24 protein-coding genes and 3 pseudogenes are annotated in these 23,941 nt (G+C 71.3%); 16 read left to right on the forward strand and 11 right to left on the reverse strand.

All coding sequences use genetic code 11. The features are described from left to right. Nucleotides 1-228: 228 nt before the first annotated feature. Nucleotides 229-714 carry a hypothetical protein gene (locus tag IF37_RS0133570; protein WP_030751527.1) on the reverse strand — a complete coding sequence of 162 codons (486 nt, stop codon included), beginning with the start codon at nt 712-714 and terminating at the stop codon, nt 229-231. 174 nt (nt 715-888) lie between these two features. Here IF37_RS0133570 and IF37_RS0133575 point away from each other — a divergent pair, with 174 nt between their 5' ends. Continuing rightward, nucleotides 889-1,839 (forward strand): GlxA family transcriptional regulator, encoded by a 951-nt coding sequence (locus IF37_RS0133575; RefSeq protein ID WP_030751530.1) that lies wholly within the window; start codon nt 889-891, stop codon nt 1,837-1,839. 31 nt (nt 1,840-1,870) lie between these two features. On the opposite strand, the gene IF37_RS0133580 is transcribed toward IF37_RS0133575, so the two are convergent. Further along, complete coding sequence (locus IF37_RS0133580) at nt 1,871-2,173, reverse strand: hypothetical protein (protein WP_030751535.1); 303 nt, start codon at nt 2,171-2,173, stop codon at nt 1,871-1,873. 315 nt (nt 2,174-2,488) lie between these two features. Here IF37_RS0133580 and IF37_RS0133585 point away from each other — a divergent pair, with 315 nt between their 5' ends. Beyond that, nucleotides 2,489-2,974, forward strand: coding sequence for a DUF2267 domain-containing protein (locus tag IF37_RS0133585; protein WP_030751537.1), 486 nt, complete (start codon nt 2,489-2,491; stop codon nt 2,972-2,974). Nucleotides 2,975-3,174: 200 nt separating this feature from the next. Here the strand turns inward: IF37_RS0133585 and IF37_RS0133590 are convergent, their stop codons facing one another. Further along, nucleotides 3,175-3,390, reverse strand: coding sequence for a DUF397 domain-containing protein (locus IF37_RS0133590; protein WP_030751540.1), 216 nt, complete (start codon nt 3,388-3,390; stop codon nt 3,175-3,177). Further along, a complete protein-coding gene (locus IF37_RS0133595) occupies nt 3,391-4,236 on the reverse strand; it encodes a helix-turn-helix transcriptional regulator (protein ID WP_030751543.1) in 846 nt (281 codons plus the stop codon). Between the two features lie 217 nt (nt 4,237-4,453). Here IF37_RS0133595 and IF37_RS0133600 point away from each other — a divergent pair, with 217 nt between their 5' ends. Continuing rightward, nucleotides 4,454-5,089: an ATP-binding protein gene (locus tag IF37_RS0133600; protein ID WP_037857670.1), complete on the forward strand. Its 636-nt coding sequence runs from the start codon at nt 4,454-4,456 to the stop codon at nt 5,087-5,089. Between the two features lie 25 nt (nt 5,090-5,114). On the opposite strand, the gene IF37_RS44690 is transcribed toward IF37_RS0133600, so the two are convergent. Beyond that, entirely contained in the window at nt 5,115-6,146 is a 1,032-nt protein-coding gene (locus tag IF37_RS44690; protein ID WP_158727431.1) for a hypothetical protein, read from the reverse strand. Between the two features lie 353 nt (nt 6,147-6,499). Here IF37_RS44690 and IF37_RS0133610 point away from each other — a divergent pair, with 353 nt between their 5' ends. The 4 genes from IF37_RS0133610 (at nt 6,500) to IF37_RS0133625 (ending at nt 12,082) form a co-directional block, all read left to right on the forward strand. Further along, the gene (locus IF37_RS0133610) at nt 6,500-7,198 is read left to right on the forward strand and encodes a hypothetical protein (protein WP_030751551.1); all 699 of its coding nucleotides are present in this window, start codon (nt 6,500-6,502) and stop codon (nt 7,196-7,198) included. Nucleotides 7,199-7,254: 56 nt separating this feature from the next. Next, a complete protein-coding gene (locus IF37_RS0133615) occupies nt 7,255-8,688 on the forward strand; it encodes a hypothetical protein (RefSeq protein WP_030751554.1) in 1,434 nt (477 codons plus the stop codon). After that, complete coding sequence (locus IF37_RS0133620) at nt 8,685-10,490, forward strand: DEAD/DEAH box helicase (protein ID WP_030751557.1); 1,806 nt, start codon at nt 8,685-8,687, stop codon at nt 10,488-10,490. The genes IF37_RS0133615 and IF37_RS0133620 overlap by 4 nt, the downstream gene beginning before the upstream one ends. A 233-nt stretch (nt 10,491-10,723) precedes the next feature. Further along, nucleotides 10,724-12,082 carry a DNA cytosine methyltransferase gene (locus tag IF37_RS0133625; protein WP_037857672.1) on the forward strand — a complete coding sequence of 453 codons (1,359 nt, stop codon included), beginning with the start codon at nt 10,724-10,726 and terminating at the stop codon, nt 12,080-12,082. Here the strand turns inward: IF37_RS0133625 and IF37_RS42965 are convergent. Together IF37_RS42965 and IF37_RS0133630 are read right to left on the reverse strand one after the other, a co-directional pair. Continuing rightward, nucleotides 12,011-12,475 carry a very short patch repair endonuclease gene (locus IF37_RS42965; protein ID WP_079166009.1) on the reverse strand — a complete coding sequence of 155 codons (465 nt, stop codon included), beginning with the start codon at nt 12,473-12,475 and terminating at the stop codon, nt 12,011-12,013. The two genes, IF37_RS0133625 and IF37_RS42965, sit on opposite strands and share 72 nt — an antisense overlap. Before the next feature lie 24 nt (nt 12,476-12,499). Beyond that, nucleotides 12,500-13,510 (reverse strand): hypothetical protein, encoded by a 1,011-nt coding sequence (locus IF37_RS0133630; RefSeq protein ID WP_030751563.1) that lies wholly within the window; start codon nt 13,508-13,510, stop codon nt 12,500-12,502. Nucleotides 13,511-13,719: 209 nt separating this feature from the next. Between IF37_RS0133630 and IF37_RS46695 the strand changes: the two genes are divergently transcribed. The 3 genes and pseudogenes from IF37_RS46695 to IF37_RS46705 all read left to right on the forward strand — a co-directional run bounded on the left by IF37_RS46695 (nt 13,720) and on the right by IF37_RS46705 (nt 14,588). Next, nucleotides 13,720-14,073 carry a hypothetical protein gene (locus IF37_RS46695; protein WP_158727432.1) on the forward strand — a complete coding sequence of 118 codons (354 nt, stop codon included), beginning with the start codon at nt 13,720-13,722 and terminating at the stop codon, nt 14,071-14,073. Between the two features lie 136 nt (nt 14,074-14,209). Next, nucleotides 14,210-14,338, forward strand: a pseudogene (locus tag IF37_RS46700) (sortase); the annotation flags it as partial. A gap of 91 nt (nt 14,339-14,429) precedes the next feature. Then, nucleotides 14,430-14,588 (forward strand): hypothetical protein, encoded by a 159-nt coding sequence (locus IF37_RS46705; RefSeq protein WP_367647139.1) that lies wholly within the window; start codon nt 14,430-14,432, stop codon nt 14,586-14,588. Nucleotides 14,589-14,628: 40 nt separating this feature from the next. Here IF37_RS46705 and IF37_RS0133640 read toward each other — a convergent pair whose 3' ends face one another. Next, nucleotides 14,629-16,026 carry an MFS transporter gene (locus IF37_RS0133640; RefSeq protein ID WP_030751567.1) on the reverse strand — a complete coding sequence of 466 codons (1,398 nt, stop codon included), beginning with the start codon at nt 16,024-16,026 and terminating at the stop codon, nt 14,629-14,631. A gap of 185 nt (nt 16,027-16,211) precedes the next feature. Between IF37_RS0133640 and IF37_RS0133645 the strand changes: the two genes are divergently transcribed. The 4 genes from IF37_RS0133645 to IF37_RS0133660 all read left to right on the forward strand — a co-directional run bounded on the left by IF37_RS0133645 (nt 16,212) and on the right by IF37_RS0133660 (nt 18,976). Next, a complete protein-coding gene (locus IF37_RS0133645) occupies nt 16,212-16,760 on the forward strand; it encodes a helix-turn-helix domain-containing protein (RefSeq protein ID WP_030751570.1) in 549 nt (182 codons plus the stop codon). A gap of 51 nt (nt 16,761-16,811) precedes the next feature. Next, nucleotides 16,812-17,135 carry a DUF6412 domain-containing protein gene (locus IF37_RS0133650; protein WP_030751573.1) on the forward strand — a complete coding sequence of 108 codons (324 nt, stop codon included), beginning with the start codon at nt 16,812-16,814 and terminating at the stop codon, nt 17,133-17,135. 118 nt (nt 17,136-17,253) lie between these two features. After that, nucleotides 17,254-17,964 (forward strand): membrane protein insertase YidC, encoded by a 711-nt coding sequence (locus IF37_RS0133655; RefSeq protein WP_030751576.1) that lies wholly within the window; start codon nt 17,254-17,256, stop codon nt 17,962-17,964. A 154-nt stretch (nt 17,965-18,118) separates the two neighbouring features. Then, complete coding sequence (locus IF37_RS0133660) at nt 18,119-18,976, forward strand: fumarylacetoacetate hydrolase family protein (RefSeq protein WP_030751579.1); 858 nt, start codon at nt 18,119-18,121, stop codon at nt 18,974-18,976. A gap of 70 nt (nt 18,977-19,046) precedes the next feature. Here IF37_RS0133660 and IF37_RS40045 read toward each other — a convergent pair. The 3 genes and pseudogenes from IF37_RS40045 to IF37_RS0133675 form a co-directional block, all read right to left on the reverse strand. Beyond that, nucleotides 19,047-19,913 (reverse strand): annotated as a pseudogene (locus IF37_RS40045) (LLM class F420-dependent oxidoreductase). Between the two features lie 95 nt (nt 19,914-20,008). Then, entirely contained in the window at nt 20,009-20,524 is a 516-nt protein-coding gene (locus IF37_RS0133670; protein ID WP_030751581.1) for a heme-degrading domain-containing protein, read from the reverse strand. After that, nucleotides 20,524-21,597, reverse strand: a complete 1,074-nt coding sequence (locus IF37_RS0133675) for a Gfo/Idh/MocA family oxidoreductase (RefSeq protein ID WP_030751584.1) — start codon at nt 21,595-21,597, stop codon at nt 20,524-20,526. The genes IF37_RS0133670 and IF37_RS0133675 overlap by 1 nt, the downstream gene beginning before the upstream one ends. A 149-nt stretch (nt 21,598-21,746) precedes the next feature. On the opposite strand from IF37_RS0133675, the gene IF37_RS0133680 reads away from it, so the two are divergent. Next, complete coding sequence (locus IF37_RS0133680; RefSeq protein WP_030751587.1) at nt 21,747-22,841, forward strand: ROK family transcriptional regulator; 1,095 nt, start codon at nt 21,747-21,749, stop codon at nt 22,839-22,841. Nucleotides 22,842-23,245: 404 nt separating this feature from the next. Continuing rightward, nucleotides 23,246-23,941: pseudogene (locus tag IF37_RS0133685) on the forward strand (hypothetical protein); the annotation flags it as partial.

Raw genomic sequence — 23,941 nt, forward strand, 5'->3', positions numbered from 1 at the left:
GCGGCCCGGGCCGCGGCCCGACGGCACCGCCGGCGGCGAGCCGGCCGTGAGCGGGGCGTGCGGGGCGTGCGGGGCTTGCGGGGCGTGAGCGGGGCGTGAGCGCCGGGCGCTGAAGCCGGTACGGCGCTGGAGCCGGTCTCCGGTGTCTCGTGTCCGGCGTTCGGCTTTTTGACGCTCGGCGTGCGGCGTGCGGTTCCGGCGCGGCGGATCGGCTCGGCGTCCGTGACGTCAGGCGCCGGTGGTGGAGCCCGGCCGGACGATCATCAGGACGGTCACGGCGGCCCACAGCAGGTTGAACAACCCGGTGGACATCGCGAGCCGGGCGGTGTGCGCCCGGGTGCCGGCCCCGTCGAGCAGCGCGGTCTGGGCCGGCAGCACCAGTGCGAGGAGGACGAGGGCGGCGAGGGCGGTGAGCGCCATCGACACGATCAGCCAGGCACTGCCGAGTACGCCCATCCGGCTCGCGGTGGCGAACCCGAACACCGGGACGACGACGCCGACGACGGCGTACACCCGGCAGATCCGGTGCAGCAGCCAGAGCGTCCCGGCCGGGGCGGAGCCCTCGGGGCCGGACTCCCCGGGGTCGCCGGACTCCCCGGGACCGGCGGCCAGGGCCCGGCGGGCGGCGGGCGGGAACATGCTGGCGGCGACGGCGACGGGACCGACGGCGAGGATCGCGGCGATGACGTGGACGGCGAGGAGGAACTGGGTCACGGGGCGACGCTAGGGGCCGGCACGATCACGCAGAAGTGGCGAGGTTGCCACCTCCCGACGGATTCCCGCCACCGGTCGAAGCGTGCCACCGGCCCGACCCTCCTCGCTGCCTCGCTCCCTCGCTCCTCTGGTACACGGTCGGGCGGCATCCCGTCGTACCGCTACATTCCTGCCATGCACACCGTGGCCGTACTGGCGCTGGACGGCGTCATCCCGTTCGACCTCTCCGCCCCCGTCGACACCTTCGGCTGGGCCCGGCTGCCCGACGGCCGGGAGCCGTACCGGGTGCGGGTGTGCTCGCCGTGGGAGGAGGTCGGCGCGGGTGCCTTCACGGTCCGGGCGCCGTACGGCCTGGAGGCGCTGGCGGAGGCCGACACGATCATCCTGCCGGGGGTCGCGGAGCTGCCGGAGGAACTGCCGCCGGGGGTCGCCGAGGCCCTGCGCGCGGCGGCGGCCGACGGCACCCGCATCGCGTCGATCTGTGTGGGGGCGTTCCTCTTCGCGGCGACGGGCCTGCTGGACGGTCTGCGCGCGACGACCCACTGGTTCGCGGCCGGGCGGCTGGCGGAGCTGTATCCGCGGGTGACCGTCGACCCGAACGTCCTGTACGTCGACAACGGCCAGTTCCTCACCTCGGCGGGCGCCGCCGCGGCCCTGGACATGTGCCTGCACATGATCCGCAGGGATTTCGGCTCGGCGGTCGCGGCGCACGCGGCCCGGATGTCCGTGATGCCGCTGGAACGGGAGGGCGGGCAGGCCCAGTTCATCGTGCACGACCTGCCCCCGGCTCCCGCCGGCGCCACCCTGGAGCCGCTGCTGCGCTGGCTGGAGGACCACTGCGACCGTGACCTGACGCTGGAGGAGATCGCGGCGAAGGCCGAGATGAGCAGCCGCACCCTCAACCGCCGCTTCCGTGACCAGACCGGCACGACACCGCTCCAGTGGTTGCACCGGGCGCGGGTGCGGCGGGCCCAGTACCTGCTGGAGACGACGGACCACCCGGTGGAACGGATCGCCGCCCAGGCGGGGTTCGGCTCGCCCACGGCCTTCCGGGAACGCTTCCGGAAGGTGGTGGGCACGAACCCGCAGGGGTACCGGAAGGCGTTCCGGGAGAAGGCGTCGTAGCGGGCGGTACGAGGGCGGAGCCGCGACGGGGTCAGGCCTTGCGGTCGGCGACGGCCCAGGAGGCGAGGGCGACGGCGCCGGCCACACCGAGGACGGACGGCCAGGCGCCGATCTTCTTGGCGAGCGGGTGGGACCCGGCGAAGGCGGCGACATAGGCGGCGGTCAGCGCGCCCGCGGCCTTCCCGCCGGCCCGCGCCCGCCACTGCTGCGCGGCGGCGGCCCCGGCAGTGGCCAGCACGACCCCGCCGAGCTGGCGCTTCTTCGTCCAGCGGGCGACGCCGTAGCCGCCGACGAGTCCGGTAGCGGCGACGACCGCGCTGGGAACCCTGGCCATGACTGCCTCCTTGTGTCCGTCTGTCATCCGTCGGACATCCTTTATGACATCCGTTATGTCTGCCCTGAGGCTAACGCGCAGGTGGGACCGGGCCGGAATGGAGTCGGATGCGGGCGGTTCCGGCCGGCACGCTCGACACGGACCACCCCCGAAGCCCCCACCGGCACACTTGGCGGCACCCCACCTCGCCCGGTGGCACCACACCCCACAAGACACCACATGCCGCACATTGGCCGAACTCCCGCTCATGTCCCTCGCTTTACGGGGTACCGGGCTTGCGGTGCCCCGAAGTGTCCCGGAGGAGGAGCCACCACGATGACCGTGACGACCCCGCAGCCCAGAACGACCATCCCCGCCCCCGCCCCGTCGCTGCGCCCACGCGCCCGGGACGCGGCCGAGGACGCCGGCTGGCTGGAGCTGACCGAGGCGGTACGCGAGGCGGGCCAGTACCCGACGCGGGCGGAGGCGGAGCGCATCACCCGCGTCGTCCTGTCGGCCCTGGGCGGCCACACTACCGGCGACGAACGCGTCGCCCTGGCCCAGGCGCTGCCCCCCGAGGCGGGCCGGGCCATCGCCTCCCAGATCCCCGCGGCCGACCCCCTGACGGCCCGCGAGTTCGTCGACGCGGTCGCGACCCGCATGGAAGGCTCGACCCCGGCCACGGCCCGCTGGGACGTCAGCTCGGTCCTGAGCACCCTCTCCGCCCACATCGGCGAACCCCTGACCACCCGACTCCTGACCCAACTCCCCCCGGGCTACGCGCTGCTGTTCGGCCGCGCGGACTTGGCGCCGACGGCATAGCACGCGATTGGGCGCCGCACATCCTGGGGCGGCGCCCGGGTCACCCCCGACTTACGAGCCGCCGAACCGGCCAGGCGTTCATGGCTACCGTGTCCCGGTTCAGACGGGCACGAAGAGACCGCTCACCATGGCCGACGACTCGGGTGCTCGCCTAAATCCGCAGAACGACGGAGCGGGCACCGCGTCTCAGCTGCTGGCGCTCAGCGGTCCAGTGGCTGGGGGTGAACCAATGACTTCAGGAAGAAGAGCCAAGCGCTCGTGCGAACGGCAATGACTGGCCCGTCGGTGCACTTCGAGTCCCGGACGCTGATGCCGTTGCTGACGTACGCACACTCAACGCACTCGGTCGCGTTGCCACCGCTGTAGGACGACTTGAACCACCTGGGCTCGGTAGTGGGCTGAGTGCCGACGGACATTCACAGCTCCTTGAGGGCGCGATGGATCATGGCGGACGAGGACTCCATGTCCAACGCTTGTGCCTGAAGGTACTCGAACGCAAGTCGGTAACGGTCCAGTTCCTCGTCCTTCTCCAGGAAGAGCGAGCCGGCGTGGAAGTCGACGTACACCACATCAAGGGCCGACTCGGGCCCACCGATGATGACGAAGCTTCCCAGCGCCGCGGCGTGCGCTCCTTTGGAGAAGGGCAGTACCTGGAGGGTGATGTGGGGCGACTCGTTCGCTTCGAGCAGCCGGCCGAGCTGCTCTTTCATGAGCTGAGGTGATCCCACGACGCGACGGATGACCGACTCATCGAGGATCGCCCACAACCGCGGTGGCTTCGGGCGCATGAGGATCTCCTGCCGCTTCATGCGGATGTCAACGAGACGTTCGATCTCCTCACGGGCGAGGGGCACTTCGTTGGCCCTCTGAAGTGCGGTGCTGTAGGCCCGCGTCTGGAGGAGGCCGGGCACGTACACACACGAGAAGTGGCTCTCGCGGACTGCGTCGTCCTCAAGGGTGAGCAGCAGGTTCATGCTCTCGGGGATCGAGTCCGCGAAAGAGTTCCACCAGCCCTGCTGCCTGGCGTCCTTCGCCAGACCAATGACGGCCCTTGTCTCGTCCTCAGTTGCGCCGTACTCACGGCACAGAGCCTCAACGACGATCCACCTGACTGGCCCGGCCTGAGTTTCGTACCGGCTGACCGTCGCCTTCGAGACACCGACGAGCCGCCCGGCTTCCTCAAGCGTCAGTCCTTTGCGAGCACGCAACTTACGCAAGGTCGCGCCAAGCTGGCGTCGGCGAGTGGTGGTTCGTTCAGACATTCGGCTCCTTCGCCGTGTACCGGGATGGCGGCTTCGGGATCTCCACAGGCTAGGTAGCGCTGGACCGGCCTCACTACCGGATTCACTCGATCGGGACTCATGAGAAGTTGCATAGCGAGAGTTCTCGTATGCCATGCTCAACCCGGACCGCTACGCAGTGCAGCCGTTCGGATACGGCGGGCGCAGGCATGTGCGTGGCCTGGGAGGAAGGGTGGCCATGCCCATCTCCGGAACGACTGATGGCCGGCTGTGCTGCGTCTTGCCTTTCAAGGCGGCGCCAGTTGAGGTACGCCTGCTGCGGAACGCGGCGGCGAGGCAGCTGACCCGGTGGGGAATGCCGGTAGCTGTCGACGAGGCTGTAGTCCTCATCACCGAGCTGGCGACGAACGTTGTCAAGCACGTGGGGGACGGTGCGGTGGCAGCACTGGTACTGGAGTGGAGGAGCAACCGGCTGCGGCTGGAGGTCCACGACAGGAGCCCTGTACTGCCGGTCGCCAGGAAGGTGGGGCGCCACGACGAGTGCGGCCGGGGCCTGCATCTCGTCGCGGGCCTGACCGCCGGCTGGGGCGCGACTCCTACCGCCGTAGGCAAGGCGGTGTGGTGCGAAGTACCACTCAGCTCGGGAGCGGATTGCTATCGGGTTGAGCGCGTTGTCGGTGTGCTGGAGGCGTACCAAAGCACTGGAGATGCTCTGGAGCGGCAAGGGCGGAGCTGGGAGACGAGCCTTGAGGAGTCCGCGGTCAAGCTGATCGCCGGCCTGCTCCATTGGACCGTCGCACGTGGGCACGATCCCGACGACTTCCTCGACCGCGCCCAGACGTGCTACGAGGCCGAGGAGTCGGACGCGGCCTGACCGGTAGTGGCCGAGCGCCGGCGCGCTAACCGAGCGCGGCTCGCAGTATGGCGCCGGCGTCGTCTGGCGCGCCTTCCTCGTGCAGCTCGAGGGCTACCGCCATGACGTCCTGATTTTCCTGGTCCCGGCCGTAGACGTGGATGAGGTCGTCAGCCAGCCGGTCCCGCTCGCGATATCTGAGTTCTGTCACCACCAGCGCGGTCTCAGCCGGGGTGAGCAGTTCTGTCGTGCTCTGCCGGAGCAGGGTGAGGGCGAGGTCTTCCCGGCCGGAGCTGTCCAGCTCCTCAGCCTGTGTCACCAGCTGCCGTGTCGCCGATACGTCCTTCGTGCTCAGCTGCCGGTCCCTTGGCCGACGGGGGACCGGCAGCTGAGCCCTGGCATCCTGTGCCGCCGCCGGAAGTTCCCGCAGGGCCGCCGCCAGACGTTCACGCAGGCCGGCCTCCGTGGCGGCTTTTTCAGCCAGCGCGGTCTTTAAATCGGCCACCGTGACCTTCAAATCTGCCACCGCCATCCGCAGTCTTGCCTGTTCTGTCCTGGCGGCCCGCAGCCGGGCGGCGAGCCGTTTCCGCTGCTGCCGACGGGCCTCCTGCTGCCGCTGGTGCGCCGCGCACGCCGGACAGGGGGCGTTCAGCTGCTGAATGAGCGAATCGATTCGGCCGCCCATCTCCAGGCAGTACTCGCAGCCTCGCTGTTCCCCTAGGGCGCTGGATCGGAGACCTAGCAGTGCTTCCAGACTGATAACGACATCCTGACCGCTGGCAGCGGCGTCGGCGCAAGCTTCCTTGTGCAAACGCTCAAGGAAGCCCTGGGATGGGATCCTGGCGTCGTTCAGATAACGCGACAGTTCGTCAGCGGTGCACTCTAGTCGTTTTGCCGCCTCTGCCTGCTTGAGTGGTCTTCTGCCCGTTTCCCCCGGATCGTCTGACTGGAGAAGGCGGCACAAGTCCCGCAACGCCAAGCCGAGCTGGCGCTTCCTGGGGCGTACGCCATCCTTGAACTGCTTGCCGGGGTCCAGCCAGCCCCTTCTGGTGGCCGGGCTTCGTCCAGCTGACGACATGCAGTTACCCCTCCCTGGATCGCTCAGGTGCGGCCAGCGTCGCCGCCCCCAAGCCCTGCTTGTGACTGGGCAATTGTGCCCCCATCCTGACCCTCCTACGCCAGCTTTTCCCGTTGCCTCTCTGCGGTCTGAACTTGCTCGCAATGAGCAAGTTCAGACCGCAGAGAATGCTTAGCCCGCGCAAGCGGGAAAGGGGCTGGACAGCATTACTGTTGTGGTGTCAGCTAGATACGCCGCTGAGGAGCGGGGGAAAGCGGAGCCCATGTGTCGTGCACTGCGTGCACTGTCAGTTGCAGTTGCGGCACGCTCCGGAATAAAACGCGAGCCATTGGCACGAGTTCACGGAGGCGTTAATGGAAGAGATCCCGTCCTACCAGGACAAGAAGTTCGGAAGCATGATTCGGGCAGCGCTGTGGCTGGTCTCCGTCGTGGGGGAGGGCAACATCTTCACCAAGGCGCAGCTGCGCGAGACGTTCCCGGACGTCGCGCAGATCGACCGCAGGCTGCGGGACCTGCGGGACCACGGCTGGCAGATCGACACGAATCGCGACGACCCCTCCCTGCTCCAGCAGGAGCAGCGGTTCGTGGCCAAGGGCGCGGACGTGTGGATCCCCGGCAAGTCGAAGGCGCCGAAGCACAAGAGCAGCCTGACCGCCGCTCAGCGCGCGAAGGTCCTTCAGGACGACAACCACCTGTGCCGGTCGTGTGGCATCGGTGCCGGCGAGGCGTACGAGGACGGCGGCATCGATCTCGCCAAGCTCAATGTCTCCCGTCGTAAGGTGCTCCAGTCTGACGGAATCGCGGACTATCAGCTCGTAACGGAGTGCAAGAAGTGCGGGACCGGCGGCGGGGCGGACCGCGAGGTTGACCTCGGGGCGCTGCTGGGCCATGTCGAGAGCCTCTCGTCGGTGGAGCGGCGTCTCTTCGCGAAGTGGATCGACGCCGACCAGCGTTCGTTCAGCCCGATCGAGAAGATCTGGGGCGTCTACCGGACGCTGCCCCAGGAGTCGCGCGCAGCGGTGGCGCAGGCCATCGGTGACCTGGCCGACTGATCCAGGACCGGCAACGCAAGCTGACAGGACCGGCAACAGAAGGGACGAGGAAGAACATGGTGCGGGAGTTCCCGCCGCCGCCGCGCGCGGAGACGGTCAGTGAGCTGATCAAGAAGAGGCTGGAGGAGGCGAGGGCCGCAGGTGGCACCCGGGAGACCGTCACGGTCGACTGGAACGGACAGCAGATCCATGTCGACGTGATCGACCTGCCGTTGAACGACCTCTATCTCAACCCTGGTACGCACCGGATCCGTGCCCAGCGCAGCCACAAGCCGGACCAGGACCGGAACCTGGACAAGGACCCCTTCGGAGAGGCTGGCCAGGACTACCTGCGCAGCCTGCTCCAGGCCAAGCCCTCTGACCCGAATCTGCGGGATCCCGACTTCGACAAGCTGAAGGAGGACCTGGACAAGTTCGGCCAGAACGAACCCGGGTTGGTGACCCACCACGGCGTCCTGGTGAACGGCAACACGCGTGCTGTCGCCCTGCGGGAGCTGCACAAGCAGTCGATGAGGGTAGGCGTACTCCCGTCGTCGTTCACGCAGGCCGACATCGACGCCGTGGAGCTGGCGCTCCAGCTCCGCCAGGACCAGCGGCGCGACTACTCGTACATCAACCGGCTGATCGCCATGGAAGAGCAGGCGGCGATGGGCCGGACGCCCGAGCAGATCGCCAAGGAGTTCCGGATCCGGACGGCGACCTACCACCAGGAGCGGTGGATTCTCAGCACGATCAAGGAGCTGAACAACCGCAGTGCGAGCGGTGGGGGAGTCGCGTTGAGGCTCGTTGACTGGGAGGGGGCGCAGGAGCGTCTCAAGGAACTTCAGCGTCTGTACGCGAAGTTGGAGACTCTGGACCGGGACCAGGCTGAAATCGTGAAGGAGCGGCGTCTGGCCGCGATCCTGCTGAACTTCTCGAAGACGGACCTGCGGCACATCGATGAGGCGTTCCTGAAGGAGGGGTACCTGGAGGAGGTGCTGCCGCCTGAACTGGCCGACAGCGGGACCGCTGCCCAGCCCGAGTCGGTGTCCATCCCCGGGTTGGACCTGGAGGTGCCGGCGACCACGTCGGCCGTATCGGCGGCCCGTGCGCTGAACGACCGTATTCTCCGGGCCGCAGCTATGGTCCGCGATACCAGCGCAGGGCTGCCCGACAGCGAAAAGTCCTCGGCTCAGGCCCTGCTCGACCAGGCTAAGGACGCCTTCGACCAGGCAATCGAGAACGCCGGCCGTGACGCCCGGCTCCGTAAGCGCAAGCAGCTCGCGCCGGCCCGGCTCGCGGACGCGTGCGTCAACATCGACCAGTGCGTCATCGAGCTGGTTCAGGCACGCACCTCGAACAGCCTGGACGAGGAGGCCTTCGACGAGGCCGTACTCAAGCTCCGGGGCAGTCTGCGCAAGCTCGCCCAGCAGGCCGGGCGCGGGATCCCGAACCCCGGCGACGGTGTCTCCTGGCTCCTCGCAGCCGCCACCGCGGAGGGCACCCAGTGACGGAAACGTCCCTGCACCTCGGGTTCGATGATTCGCGCACCCGGGTGGTCCTGCGGACCACTGAGCAGTACCGGCAGGACCTCGTCCAGCTGGCCGGCCGGTTCCGTACCGGCGGCCAGCTGGGCCCGCTCTCCGCCTCAGTGGCGCTGGACGAACTCCTGGTGAACCTGCCCGTCCTCAGCGGCTGGCCCGACCGGGCCGGTGTGGAGTGGGCCCCGGAACTCCGGAAGCTCGTCTCTGGAGTGGTCAAGGACTCCAGGCTGGTCGAAGAGCGGCTGGCCGACTCCGCGGTGCCCCCGGAGGTCGCTGCCGATGACGTACTGAGCATGCTTGGAGAGACCTGGAAGGAAGACCTCAACGCCTTCCAGCGCCGGGACGTCGCCAAGCTCCTTTCCCTCGGGCACGGAGCGAACTTCAGCGTGCCCGGTGCCGGCAAGACCCGTGTGGCGCTCGCGGTCTATGCCGCTCAGCGGGCCAGGGGCGCCGCCAGCAGACTGTTGGTGGTCTGCCCGAAGTCGGCTTATGAGTCGTGGCGCTACGAGACCGCCGTCTGCTTCAACTACCCGCTGCGCACCCATGTGCTCGACGGTTCTCTGGACGAGTGGGCCGAGGTGCTCATCGTCAACTATGAGCGGCTGGACCGCTCGCTGCCGCTCCTGGCGAACTGGCTCAAAGCCGCCCCTTCGATGATCATCCTTGATGAGGCCCACCGGATGAAGCTGGGCGCGCGGGGCACGTACGGTGCCGCATGCATGGCGCTGGGTCCGCTCGCCGAACGCCGTCTCATCCTGACCGGGACGCCCGCTCCGAACGGTGCCAAAGACCTGGAGAACCTTATGGGCTTCGTCTGGCCGGGCCACGGCCAGCGGGCGGTGACCCGGGCGGTAGCGGGCGGAGACCTCGCCTACGCGAGCACGGTGCTGCGGCCGCTGTTCACCCGGACAACCAAGCAGGAACTCGGCCTGCCGCCGATGACGCTACGAATGCGCTACGTCGACATGCCGGCCCTGCACGCCGAAATCTACAGTTCCCTGGTGGGCGGCATGTCCAACGGCACCGCACGCGATGACCTCAGTGCGCTCGGCAAGACAGCGCTCCGTCTGCTGATGGCGGCGACCAGCCCGGCCCTGCTGCTGGAAGGCGCCACCAAGCACGAGCCGCTCGTTTACCAGTTGCCCCCGCTGGAGATCCCGGCCGGCAGCTCCTTGTATTCGCTGATGCAGGACCTGCCGGACTACGAGCTGTCCCCCAAGTACAAGGAGGCGCTGGCGATCATCGCCGAAAATGCCGCGCAGGGCCGTAAGACCCTGGTGTGGACGACTTTCGTGCGCAGCCTGACCACCCTGGCCCAGATGCTTCAGAAGTACAGCCCTGCCGTGGTGTACGGCGGCACGCCCGACAGGGAGGAGCAACTGCGCCGCTTTCGTGAGGACCCCAGCTGCATGGTTCTGATCTCCAACCCGGCGACTCTGGGAGAGGGGATCAGTCTCCACCACGTGTGCCATGACGCGGTCTACGTGGACCGGGACTTCATGGCGGGCCGCTACCTTCAGAGTCTGGACCGGATCCATCGGCTCGGTCTTGCTCCGGACACCGAGACGCGGGTCACTGTGATCGCGGCACGCGGCACGATCGACGAAGTCGTCGAGGTGCGGCTGGATCAGAAGCTCGAGTTCATGGGCCGCATCCTTGACGACCCCACCGTGCAGCAACTTGCCGACCTCGAGGAAGAGCCCTCCGTGGCGGCTGGACTGGCGCCTGGGGACATCGAGGCGCTGCTGCGGCACATCGGCGGTGTGTAGGGCGGCCGCTGCCTGCACGCGCTGTGCGTGGGCCGCCCTGTAGCACTTGCCGAGAAGTCTGGTGAGTGAGATCACAGGGTGTGCGGTGTTCCGTGCCCTCAGCCCTGGCCACCGAGGTGGCCTGGGCTGAGACAGTGGGAGACTCGTGGGTGTTGAGTGCTCAAGGGCCAGCAAGTGATCATGGGCTCTGCGACACTTGACCTCGGTTTTGAGTCAATCCTGGAAGGAACGCTATGAGCGCCAGCGGTCGTGAGCGTCCGCAGTTCACCCGGCCACTGACCTCGGTGGAGATCTGTGCCGGTGCGGGCGGGCAAGCCGTTGGGCTGCACAGCGCGGGCTTCGACCACCTTGCTCTCGTGGAGTGGGACGCGCATGCAGTGGCCACCCTCCGGGCGAACGTGGCCAAGTGGCCGGGGTGGGGCGAAGGGCAGGCCGATGGGCTTGAGCCCATGGATGTGAAGGAATTCCTCAAGCCGGATGCGGATGCGGATGCTGGCCTGGAGACTGGAGGGGAAAGGCTGGATTTGCTGGCCGGTGGCGTTCCGTGCCCCCCGTTCTCGCTGGCTGGCAAGCGCTTGGGTAAAGATGACGAGCGTGACCTCTTCCCGGATGCACTGAGGATTATCCGCCAACTCCTGCCGCGGGCCGTGATGATTGAGAATGTCCGGGGAATTCTAGAGCCTCCGGAGTTCTTCATTGACTACCGCCGGGATATCCTGAGTGAGCTGCGTGAGCTGGGATATCTGGTCCCGGAAATCAAGGCCAGCTGGTCCGCTGTTGAACAGGATCGTGTTATGCGGAAAGTCTGGCGCCGTATCGACGCGAGTAAATTCGGTGTCCCGCAGCTGCGTCCGCGAGCCATCCTGGTGCTGATCCATAAAGATGTGCTGGAAGAGACCGGTGCTGAGTTCGTGTGGCCAAGCAGAGTCAAGGGAGAACAAGCGACAGTCGTCGGAGAGCTTGCCGCGAGCATGGAGGCGCGCTGCCGGATGTACTGGGACAAGAATGTCCACGGTGAGCGGGCGAAGCCGGGAGAGCGTACAGGGCAGGATGTTTTCAAGGACTGGCTGCGTGCGGCTTCCACGGCGGCAGAGCTGGGCCGGGGTGTTGCTCCTACCCTCGTTGGAGGGTCGAAGAAGCATGGTGGCGCGGACCTCGGGCCGACCCGGGCCAAGCGGGCCTGGGAGCTTCTGGGTGTGGACGGCATGGGTGTCGCCAACGAGCCCGGGAAATGCGATCCGGAGCGGGACCTCTTCCGTCCTGCTGGTCCCATGCTGACGGTAGAGCAGGCCGCGATTATCCAGGGCTTCCCCGAGGGCTGGAAGTTCCAGGGGAGGAAGACGGCTCAGTACCGGCAGGTGGGGAACGCTTTCCCGCCTCCGGTGGCTGAGGCGGTGGGGCGTGCTATTGCGGCAGTGCTCAGGCCTGAGCTCCGCGATGAACTTCTCTGCGATTATGAACTGGACGCCAACGATGGTACGTCGGTCGTACCGCATCCAGAGCAGATGGCCATTCCGGTGTCAGGTACGTCTATCGTCAGCGTCCCGTCGGTGGCGGACAGCCGCGGCGATCTTGTCAGCGCAGGCGTCTGACGGCTCGTGCTCCCAGAAGCGGAGCACGAGCCACCCGGCGTTCCTGAGGCGCTGATCCGTGTCCCGGTCCCGTTCTACGTTGCGGATCACCTTTTCCGACCAGTAGCCGGAATTGGTTCTGGGCGGGACGTAGTGCTCGGGGCAGCCGTGCCAATAACAGCCGTCGATGAACACGGCCACCTTTGCCGGACGGAAGACCATGTCCGCCGTCCGGCGGAGGTCCGGCAAGGGGCGTGCGGCGACGCGGTAGCGCAGACCTCGGGCGTGAACCAACCGCCGGATCAGCGTTTCCGGCTTGGTGTCCCGGCTACGGATCGCCTGCATGTTGCGACGACGTGCCGCGGACGAGGCCCAGGAGCCTTCCGGCGGTATCCACAGGGGGTCTTCGGACACGTTCGCAAGCCTAGTCCGCTGACTTCAGGCTCCGTGACAGACCGCGTAGGTGCTCCCGGCGCCGCACCAGCACTCCACCCCCCGCTCAGGCGGCCAAGCCGTGGCGCGGCCCCGTGATGCCAGCGTCGTCGCGTACTGCGGGAGCAGGGTCGCGTCGTCCGGGGACGTGCCCTCCGATGCCGCGAAGGCCTCGTACGAGGGGACGGTGCCCGTGACGATGCCCAGGTTGGGGGTGCCGGAGCCGGCGAGTTCGCGGAGGGAGGACTCTATGGTCGTCAGGTGCTCGGTGTGGGACGGGTACTCGGCCGACAGGGCCGGGTAGGTCGAGAGGAGTTCGGCCAGTTCCGGTGCCGGCCAGTGGAGGACCGCCACCGGGAACGGGCGGGAGAGGGCTGCTCGGTAGGCGCCCAGTTCGGCGCGGAGGCGGGAGATCTCCGCCTCCAGTTCCGCCGGGTTGTCCGAGCCCAGGGACCACACCCGTTTCGGGTCGTGGAGTTCGTCCAGGGGAACCGGGGACGTGTGCAGGGTGTCCGCCAGGGTGTCCCAGTCGTCGTGCGGCAGGCCCAGCATGCGGCGGACGCGGTGGCGGCCGTAGAGGACGGGGTGCAGGGCGGGGGAGGGCTCCGTCGCGTCCGGCAGCAGCAGGCGTGCCGCCTCGGTGAAGGTCTCCGCGGCCGCTTCCAGCTCGTCGTGGGACTCCAGGGCCTCCGCCACGATCACCCAGGGGCCCGGGTCACGGGGGGCCGTGGCGCGGATGCCGTCGATGATCGCCCTGGCCTCCGCCTCGTGGCCGTACTCCCAGAGGTTGGACGCCTTCAGGGCCCGTACCAGGTGGGGATCGTCCAGCCCCGCCGACGAGCCGAGCAGGCGGTCGTAGAGCGTGGTCGCCGCGGGGCGGTCGCCGGACAGCTCCAGGTGGGCCGCCGCCCGGAGCAGCAGGGTCTCGGCGTCCTCGGGGTACAGGCCGGCGGTTCGCTCCAGGCGTGCCGCTTCGGCGGAGTGGTCGACGTTCTCGGCAGGCGTGTCGGGGCGCATGGGGGACACCGTACTGCCGCGCGGTGACAAAAGTGAGGCGCGGTGGGGGAGGGGACGGGCACGGGGGGCGGCGGTGAGCGCGCCGGGTGGTCGGGGTACGGGGCCCGGGTGCCGGTGGGCGTGCGGGGCCTCCCGCCGTGGGGGAGGGTGTTCCGCCGCCGTGCCTCTGGCAGGTTGCGGGCGCCGCGCCTATCGTGCGGGCGGCTCCGGTGGGAGATGGGCTGCGGATGCGGGGTGCGGCGGGTGTGCGGGTCGTGGGGCACCGGGACCGGCGCAGGCGCGCCCGGGGCAGGCGGGTGCTGTGGGGCGGGGGCGAGGTGCTCGTGACGGCCGGGGTGGTGCTCCTGCTGCTGGTGGTGCACCAGCTGTGGTGGACCGACCGGGAGGCGCGGCGCGGGGCCGGGCGCGAGGTGGCGGCGCTGGAGCGGGAGTGGGGGATCGGTACGGCGGGTGCCGGCGGGGCTTCCGGTGGTTCCGGGGGGTCGCCCGGTTCCGGTGCTCCCGGGGCGCCCGGTGGGTCCCGCGGCGGCCGAGTCCTCGAAGGGGCCTGGTGGGGCCGGTGAGTCCCGGGCGCCCCGGCGCGCGCCCGGCCCCGCGACCCTGCCCCGGCCGTCCCGACCGTCCCGGGCGTACGCCGTGCTCACCATCGCCCGGCTGGGTCTGCGGGTCCCCGTCGCGGAGGGCGTGGGCAAGGCGGACGTGCTGAACAAGGGCTACGCGGGCCACTACCCCGGGACCCGGCAGCCGGGGCGGGCCGGGAACTTCGCGCTCGCCGGGCACCGGAACACGCACGGCGAGCCCTTCCGGTACCTGCCCCGGCTGCGGCGGGGGGATCCGATTCGGGTGGAGACGCGGTCGGCGACGTACACGTACGCCGTCGACGCGATCCTGCCGCGGACGGTCGGCCCGCGACTCGGGGGTGCTCCGGCCCGTTCCGCGCTCGCTCGTCCGGTCCGGGTACGGGTACGGGTACGACGAGCCGGGTTACCACCTCACCCTGACCACCTGCACCCCGGAGTTCACCTCCCGCTACCGGATGGTGGTGTGGGCGAGGCTGGTGGCCATGTGGCCCAGGTGAGCCCGGGCGGGCGGGGCGGCGGGGCGGCTGCCCGTCCGCGTCACGGGCGCTCGCGCAGCGCCAGTACGCTCACCGCTCCCGCCACCGCGAGGCCCGCCGACACCAGCAGGGCGGTGTCCGCGCCCCGGGCCGGGGTGCCGGCCGAGGTGGCGAGGGCGATGGTCAGGGCCACGCCGGCGCAGGAGCCGATGTACCGGAAGGTCTGCTGGGCGCCGGAGCCCATCGCGGCGCGCTCCCGCGGTACCGACTCGACGGCGAGCAGCGGCAGCGCGCCGTTGAGCAGGCCGCTGCCGAGGCCGCTGATGATCAGGCCGGGCAGCAGCCGGGTCCAGGTGCCGGAGCCGACGGCGCCGAGCATCGTCACCGTGGCGACGGTGTGCAGGGCGAAGCCGAGGGCGAGCTGGGTGCGCGGGCCGACGCGGCCGTTCAGGTGCTTGACCTGGAGGGCGACGACGAAGCTCAGGCCGGACCAGAGCAGCAGCAGCCAGGCCGTGGCCAGTGGGGAGAGCCGGAGTGTCTGCTGGAGCAGCGCCGGCAGGAAGCTGAACGTGCCGATCACGGCCAGGCCGGTGAACAGGCCGCCCGCGGAGGAGGCCAGGAAGGGAGGGTGGCGCAGCAGTCCGAGGTCGATCATGGGGGTGGCGGTCCGGCGCTCCACCGCGACGAACCCGGCGACGAGCAGGACGGCCGCCGCCAGCAGCAGGCCGACCGGGGCGCGCAGCCAGCCGTCCCGGCCCAGGGTCAGGGCGGCGACCAGGGCCACCAGGGCCAGCCCGAAGGTGAGCGCGCCGAGCACGTCCGGCCGGCCGCCGCGCGGAGCGCGTGACTCGGTCAGCGCCCGGGGGCCGAGCGCGGCGACGGCGAGGGCGGCGGCGCCGAGGACGCCGTAGGCCGGCCGCCAGCTCGGCAGCGCGCCCGCGAGCAGCGGGCCCGCGGCGATGCCGCCGCTGACGAAGGCGCCCCAGACGCCGGTGGCGTGCAGCCGGCCGCGAGGGCTCGGGAAGGCGTGGACGAGCAGGCCGAGGCTGCTGGCCAGCAGGGCCGCGCTGGCCGCGCCCTGGGCGATGCGGGCCAGGGTGAACTGCCAGGTCGACGTGGTGAGCGCGCCGAGGGCGGTGGTCAGGCCGAGGGCCAGGGTGCCGGCGAGGAAGACCCGGCGCCGGCCGTGGTCGTCGGCGAGGCTGCCGGCCACCAGCAGGAGGGCGGCGAGGCCGAGCGGGGTGCCGTTGAGCAGCCATGCCTGGGCGGAGAGCGGGGTGTGCAGGGCGGTCGCGGTGTCCGGCAGCGTGACCATCGGGGCCGTGTACGTCATCAGGGCGACGGCGGTGGCCGCGCTGGTGAGGGCCAGGGTGGCGCGCGGGCGTACGGGGGCGTCCCGGGCGGCGGCGCCGGATACGGCGGTGGGGGAGTGGGTGGAGGCGGAGTCGAGCCGGGCCATGGCCTTGTCCTGTTCTGTGCTTCCGGGCCCCGGTGCGGTCCGATGCTGTCGAGTCCGGCGGAGCCTTTTGCCGACGGGGTGACCGGTTCGGTCCGATCTGTGAGTTCGGTCATTGAACTGACCTGTCACCGTCACCGTAGCACCGTCGGTTCGATGACTGAACCGACGAGCTGGAAGTGGTTACAGTGGAGGGCATGGCACTGGGCAAGGACTACGGGACGCAGGAGTGCTCCATCGCCCGCGCGCTGGAGGTCGTCGGCGAGCGGTGGACGCTGCTCGTCGTCCGCGACGCGATCTACGGCGTCCGGCGCTACAACGACTTCCTCGTTCACCTCGGCATCCCGCGCGCCGTCCTCTCGGCCCGGCTCCGCACGCTCACCGAGCAGGGAATCCTGGAGAAGCGCCGGTACCAGGAGGCGCCGCCCCGGGAGGAGTACGTCGTCACCGAGCGCGGTGCCGCACTGTGGCCCGTGCTGCGCGCCCTCGGCCAGTGGGGGCGCGAGCACATCGACGACACCCGGCTGCGGATCTTCCGGCACGCGGACTGCGGCGGCGAGGTCGAGCCGTTCGGGCACTGCGCGGCCTGCGGAACCATCGTGGCGGTCCCGGACGTCGTCATGGTGCCGGGACCGGGACTGGACACCGCTCCGGCGGATCCGGTCAGCAGGGCGCTGCTGCGGCCGAAGCGGCTGCTGGAGCCCCTTCAGACCGAGCCCGCGCACCTGGCACACTGACGGGGACGCCCGCCGCGCCGGCGGCGGACGTGAGGAAAAGGGGGAGTGCCGATGCGCAGCGGTGCCGTCGCCACGCGCCCCCTCGCCCTCCTGATGCTCCTGGCGCAGTTGCTGCTGCTCCAGGCGGCCCTCCTCGGCGCCGGCGGCCTCACCACCGCCGTCGCCCTCGCCGCGACCGCCACCACCGCCGCCACGCTCGGTGTCTGCGCGCTGCTGGCCGCGCGCGGCGTGCCGGCCGTACCCCCGCACCGCGTCCGCACCGCGATACGCGACCGGACCCGCCGTACGGCCTTCCTGTCCCAGCGCGATCCCGACGCGCCCGGCCGGCGGCGGCCCAGAGCCCCCGGACACGCCCTTTCGGCGACCGCCGCGTAGGGCACGTTCCCGCACCCGTCTGCGCGTGACCCCGCGCGGCTCGTCCTGCCGTTCTCCGCTCATGACCGGTCGCTTTCCGGTCACTTCCGGCACGACGAGACCCCCGGAGGGCTCACCCATGTCTGTTTTCGCTCATCTGGTCGAAAGCTTGGCCGATCTGCTGACCCCGCTCTTCCACGCCTCGGCGGCAGCCGCCGCGATCGTCCTGTTCACCGCGCTGGTACGGCTCCTCGTGCACCCGCTGTCCCGGGCCGCCGCCCGCGGCCGGCGTGCCCAGGCCGCGCTCCAGCCGAGAATCGCCGGCCTGCGCGAGAAGCACGCCGCGGACCCCGAGCGGCTCCAGCGGGCGGTGCTGGAACTGCACGCCGAGGAGAAGGTCTCCCCCCTCGCCGGCTGCCTGCCCAGCCTGCTCCAGATGCCCGCCTTCTTCCTGCTCTACCACCTCTTCTCCGGCACCACGATCGGCGGCGGGAGCAACGCCCTGCTGGACCACCGGCTGTTCGCGGCACCGCTCGGCGGCCGTTGGGCCGACGCGCTCTCCGACGGCGGGGTGTTCGGCCCGGCCGGGCTGGTCTACCTCGGCCTCTTCGCCGTCGTGGCGGCCGTCGCGGCCGCCAACTACCGGCGCGCCCGGCGGACCACGGCCGGGCAGCCGGTCCCCGTCGCCGGCGGCGACCAGGTCCCCGGCCTGGCCGCGGTCACCCGCGTCACCCCGTTCCTGTCCTTCTTCACCCTCGTCACCGTGGCGGTCGTCCCGCTGGCCGCCGCGCTGTACATCGTCACCAGTACGGCGTGGAGCGCGGCGGAACAGACCCTGCTGTACCGCTGAGCGGCCCGCCCTCCGTACCGCCGAGCGGGGCCGGGTCGCGGTCCAGTCCCTGAACAGGGTCTTGCGGAGTGGACAGCGGAATTGGAGGATCGGCCAGTCCTCCGATGGCCGCACTCATCGGCCGGGCGCCCCGCGATCGAGGGAGATGGTGACCATGAAGCTGCTGCGAGTCGGTACGGCGGGGACGGAGCGCCCCGCACTGCTCGACGCCGAGGGGACCCTCCGGGACCTGTCCGGCCTCGTGGACGACATCGACGGCACGCTCCTCGCCGACGACGCGGCGCTCGGCCGGGTACGGGCGGCGGCCGAGGCCGGTGAGCTGCCCGCGCTGGACCCGGCCGGACTCCGCGTCGGGCCGCCGCTCGGCCGCATCGGCAAGGTCGTCTGCATCGGGCTCAACTACCACGACCACGCCCGCGAGACGGGTGCCGAGCCGCCCTCCGAGCCGGTCGTCTTCCTCAAGGCGCCGGACACGGTCGTCGGACCGCACGACACGGTGCTGGTGCCGCGCGGCTCGGTGAAGACCGACTGGGAGGTCGAACTCGCGGTCGTCATCGGGCGTACGGCCCGCTACCTGGACTCGGCGGAGGAGGGGCTCGCGCACGTCGCCGGGTACGCGGTGGCACACGACGTCTCCGAGCGGGAGTTCCAGATCGAGCGGGGCGGGACCTGGGACAAGGGGAAGAACTGCGAGACGTTCAACCCGCTGGGCCCGTGGCTGGTGACGGCCGACGAGGTGGCCGACCCGCAGGACCTGTCGCTGCGGCTGTGGGTGAACGGGGAACTGAAGCAGGACGGTACGACGGCCGAGCAGATCTTCCCCGTGGGAGAGGTCGTGCGGTACCTCAGCCGGTTCATGACCCTGTACCCCGGGGACGTCATCAACACGGGGACGCCGGCGGGAGTGGCGATGGGGCGGCCCGAGCCCAAGCCGTACCTGCGGGCCGGGGACGTGGTCGAGCTGGAGATCGGCGGACTCGGACGGCAGCGGCAGGAGCTGAAGGACGCGTAGGCGCTCCGCCGGGGGCGGCCGGGAAGCCGGCGGGCGCCGAGGGGCGCCCGCCGGAAGGGCCGGGGCGGTCTCAGACGAGGAGAGAGGCCAGTCGGCGCCACTGCTCCCTGGGCAGGGTGTCGCCGGTGCCCCCGGTCACCACCTGGAGGGCCACGTGGTCCGCGCCCGCCTCGTGGAAGGCGGTGACGCGCTCGCGGATCCGGGACTCGTCGCCCCAGGCGAAGACCGCGTCGATGAGCCGGTCGCTGCCGCCGTCGGCGAGGTCGGTCTCCGTGAAGCCCAGGCGGAGGAAGTTCCTGGTGTAGTTGGGGAGCTGGAGATAGCGGCCCAGGTAGGCGCGCGCCGTCTCCCGGGCGCGGTCCGCGTCGGGCTCCAGCACCACCTTGAACTCCGGGGCCAGCAGCGGCCCTTCGCCCAGCGTCCCGCGGGCGTCCGCGGTGTGCTCGGGCGTGACCAGGTAGGGGATCGCGCCGGCCGCGCGGTCCCGGGACAGCTCCAGCATCCTGGGGCCCAGCGCGGCGAGCACGCGCCGGTCGGCGGGGACGCCCGCCCGGTCCAGCTCGTCGAGGTAACCGGTCATCGCCGCGTACGGGCGGCGGTAGTCCTTCACCAAGGGGCCGTGGCTCACCCCGAGTCCCAGCACGAAGCGGCCGGGGTGGGCCGCCTCCACCTCGGTGAAGCCGGTCGCCGACGTGGCGGCGTCCTGCTGTCAGACGCTCTGGATGCTGGTGCCGACCACGATGTGCCGCGTCGCCCCGATGAGCGGGGCGGCGTGATCCGCGGTGCTGTTGCCGCCCAGCCAGATCGCGCCGTACCCGAGTTCCTCCAGTTCGGCCGCGGCCTCGTCCAGTTCGCCGCGCCGGTCCGGGTCCTCCGAGCGCAGCTCGATGCTCCAGACGCCGTACCGGCCGACGGTCTCCTTCAGTGCGGTGGTCATCGGGTGGGTCCCTCCGGTGGTGGACGGTGCCGTGATCATCATGCCTTCGCCAACTGCCAACCGGAGGGCACCCCGTGCCGATTCCCGCCGTTCCCTCAGTCGGCCGAAACTCCGAGGAACCTCTCCAGGACCTCCACCACGAACCGGTGGTCCTCCAGCTGGGGCAGACCGGAGACGGTCACCGCGCCGATCACGCCGACGCCCTCGACCGTGATCGGGAACGAGCCGCCGTGCGCCGCGTACGTGTCCGGGTCGAGCCGGGAGGACTCCTCGAACGTCGTGCCCTTGGCGCGGAAGCGGGTGCCGACCAGGTAGGACGGGGCGCCGTAGCGCTCCACCACCCGGCGCTTGCGGGCGATCCAGGCGTCGTTGTCCGGGGCGGAGCCCGGCAGGGCGGCGTGGAAGAGCTGCTGGCCGGCGCGGTGGATGTCGACGGCCACCGGCAGCCGGCGCTCCCGGGCCAGCTCGACCAGGAGCGAGCCGAGCGCCCAGGCGTCGTCGTGGGTGAACCGCTCGAAGACCAGGCGGCTCTGCTGCGCCTGGAGCTCCTCGACGGTCGGGGCCGGCGCCGGGGTGGTCCCGGCCGTGGTCTGGGGGATGGTCTGGCGCATCAGAGGGTCACCGTCACCTTGTCTCGTGCGGACCTGCGGGCCGCTTCCAGTACGTCGAGGGCGGCTGCCGCCTCCCAGGCGGTCACCGGGTTGGGGCCGGCGCCGCGCAGGGCGGCCGCGACGGCCGCGTAGTAGGCGGGGTAGTCGCCGGGGAGGGACGGTACGGGGGTGCCGCCGCCGGAGAGGGGGGACTCGCCGGAGCCGACGCGACCCCACAGCGATTCGTCCTCCGCGCCCCAGTCGGCGGTGGTGCCGGGACGGCTGCCCTCGCGCAGGGCCGCCTCCTGCGGGTCCAGGCCGTACTTGACGTAGCCCGCGCGCGAGCCCAGCACCCGGAAGCGGGGGCCGAGCTGGGCGGTCGTCGCGGAGACGTAGAGGTGGGAGCGGACCCCGCTCGCGTGGGTGAGCGCGATGAAGGTGTCGTCGTCGGCCTCCGCGCCGGCGCGGCGGACATCCGTCTCGGCGTAGACCTCGGTGGCCGGGCCGAAGAGGACCAGGGCCTGGTCGATCACGTGGCTGCCGAGGTCGTAGAGCAGGCCGCCGATCTCCGCCGGGTCGCCGGACTCCCGCCAGCCGCCCTTGGGCCGCGGGCGCCAGCGCTCGAAACGGGACTCGAAGCGCCAGGCGTCGCCGAGTTCCCCGTCCGCGAGGAGTCGTCGCAGGGTCAGGAAGTCGTTGTCCCAGCGGCGGTTCTGGAAGACCGAGAGCAGCAGACCGCGCTCCTCGGCGAGGGCGGCCAGCTCGCGGGCCTCGGCCGCGGTGCCGGCGACCGGCTTGTCCACGACCACCGGCAGCCCCGCCTTCAGGGCGGCCGTGGCGAGGGGCACGTGCGTCTTGTTCGGGGAGGCGATGACGACCAGGTCCAGCTCGTCCGCGCGGTCGAACAGCTCCTCGGGGGCGGCGACGGGCGTCACGTCGGGGAACTCGGCGCGGGCCTGCTGCTGCCGCTCCGGGTTGGAGGTGACCACGGTGTCCAGGGCGAGGCCCTCGGTGGCGGCGATCAGCGGTGCGTGGAAGACGGAGCCGGCGAGGCCGTAGCCGATCAGGCCGACGCGGAGGGGGGTAGCAGTCATGCCCTCCACTTTGGCAACGCTGTTGCGGAAGTGCAAGCGGTGAGGACAATGGGAGCGTGGACAGGACGAGCGCGACGGCGAGGGACACGGCGGGAGCCACGGCGGGTACGGCGCCGCGGGGCGGCCGGCCGGCGGGGGCAAACCTCGGTCTGGTGCGCAGCCACAACACCGCGCTGGTGCTGGGGCTGCTGCGTGAGGCCGGGGCCGCGGGCATCAGCCGGCTGGAGCTGGCCGAGCGCACCGGGCTGACCCCGCAGGCCGTCAGCAAGATCACCGCGCGGCTGCGGGAGGCGGGGTTCGCGGCGGAGGCCGGGCACCGGGCGTCGACCGGCGGCAAGCCGCGGACCGTGCTGCGGCTGGTGCCGGAGGCGGGGCACGCCGTCGGGGTGCACCTCGACCGCGACGAACTGCGCGTGGTGCTCGTGGACCTGGACGGCGCCGTGGTGGCGGAGCGGCGCGCGGCGCTGGACCTGGGGGCCGGGGCGGAGGCCGTGCTGGGGGCGGTCCGCGCGGCGGTCCGCGCGGTGGCCGGGGAGCTGACCGGGGACGGGGAACTGGCGGGGGTCCGGTCCCTGGTGGGCGTGGGGGTCGCACTGCCCGGGCCGCTGGACCACGCGCGCGGGGTGCTGCACCGGGTCACCGGGTTTCCCGAGTGGGACGGCTTTCCGCTGCGCGACGCGCTCGCGGAGCGGCTCGGGGTGCCGGTGGTGGTGGACAAGGACACCAACGCGGCGGCGCTCGGGCTGGCGGCCGGTGGCGCGGGGGACGCGGCGGGCGGGTCCTTCGCCTATCTGCACCTCGGTACCGGGCTCGGGGCCGGACTGGTGATCGGCGGGACCGTGCACCGCGGGGCGCGGACCGGGGCGGGGGAGTTCGGGCACCAGGTGGTCCAGCTGGACGGACCGCTGTGCGAGTGCGGCGACCGGGGCTGCGTGGAGGTGCTGTGCCTCGGCGCGGCGGCACGGGGCGAGGTGGCGGAGGCGGCGCGGGTGCTGGGCGTGGCGGCCGGGAACCTGGTGGGGCTGCTGGACATCGATGTGGTGCTGCTCGGCGGGCGTACGGTCGCCGGGGCGCCGGAGGCGTACGTCCGGGGGGTCGGCGAGGTGCTGAGGGCACGGGCCCGGCGGGAGGGAGCAGGCGGGGAGCACATCCCGGTACGGGTCGCTCCACGGGGTGAGCGGGTGGTGGCCGAGGGCGCCGCCCAACTGCTGCTGGCCCCCCTGTTCGGCCGCGGCGACGTCTGACACCCGTCGCACGGAGGCCCTGAAGGGGCGCGGGGAACGGCGCGATCAGCCAGGACGTGCCCGCAGTCGTGTGACGTCCCGTAGTGGCCCGTGCCCTGAAGGGGCGCGGGGAACGGCGCGATCAATCACGACGTGCCCGCAGCCGTGCGACGCCCCGCAGTAGCCCGTGCCTTGAAGGGGCGCGGGGAACTGCGCGACCGGCCACGACGTGCCCGCAGCGGCCCGTGCCCCGAAGCGACGCGGGGAACCGCGCGACCGGCCGCAACCCACAACGCACCCGCACCGGTCGGCAGACCCCCGCCGCCCATGACCCGACCCGGTGATGCCGCTCCGCTGGCCGGGCGGCCGGCACCCGGGACCCGGCGTGGCGGCGCCGGGCGTCCCCGAGCACCCGGCATGGTCATGTGTTCATGCGACCGTGCACATCCTTGTCCCTCCTCCTGGCCGCAGCGGCCACCACCGCGTCCACCGCCACCGCCACCGCCACCACCGCCAGGCCACCGCACGCCGCCCGCGCCGACGCGACCCCGTCCTGCGCCGCTGCCGACGCGCGGGCCTTCCCGCTGGCCACCCGCATCCGGGGCGGGCCCCCGTCGTACGAGGCCGGCGGCGGCCAGGGCACCTGGTACATCGACCTCACCAACACCACCGGCCGCACCTGCACCGGCATCCACCCGGTCGTGGTCCTCGCGGACGACAAGCGCGCGCTGCGGCCGAACCAGCCCCGGCTGGACTTCGACGACGGCTCCCGGACCCGGCCGGTCACCTTCGAGGCCACCGACGCGCACGAGCTGGTCGGTGTGCTGGACGGCACGGGGTTCGCGGGGTTCACCGTGCCGCCCGGCCGGACGGTCAGCGTCCGGGTCCGGCTCGCGCTCGCCTCCGACGCCGTACCCGACCAGGTCACCGCGAACGCCGCCGTCGTACAGCGGCGCGGACAGGACGGCGACTGGGTCGGGGAGTCCAACGCCTACCGCTTCGCGATCGCCGGGGGCGGGGCGGAGGACCCGCAGGCCGTCCGAGAGGCCGGGGACACGGAAGAGGCCCGCCAACCACAGGACACCCGGCGTCCCACCCAGCCCCCTCGGACCCCCCAGCCT

It is taken from the genome of Streptomyces sp. NRRL S-31, assembly GCF_000718775.1.
Taxonomy (GTDB): domain Bacteria; phylum Actinomycetota; class Actinomycetes; order Streptomycetales; family Streptomycetaceae; genus Streptomyces.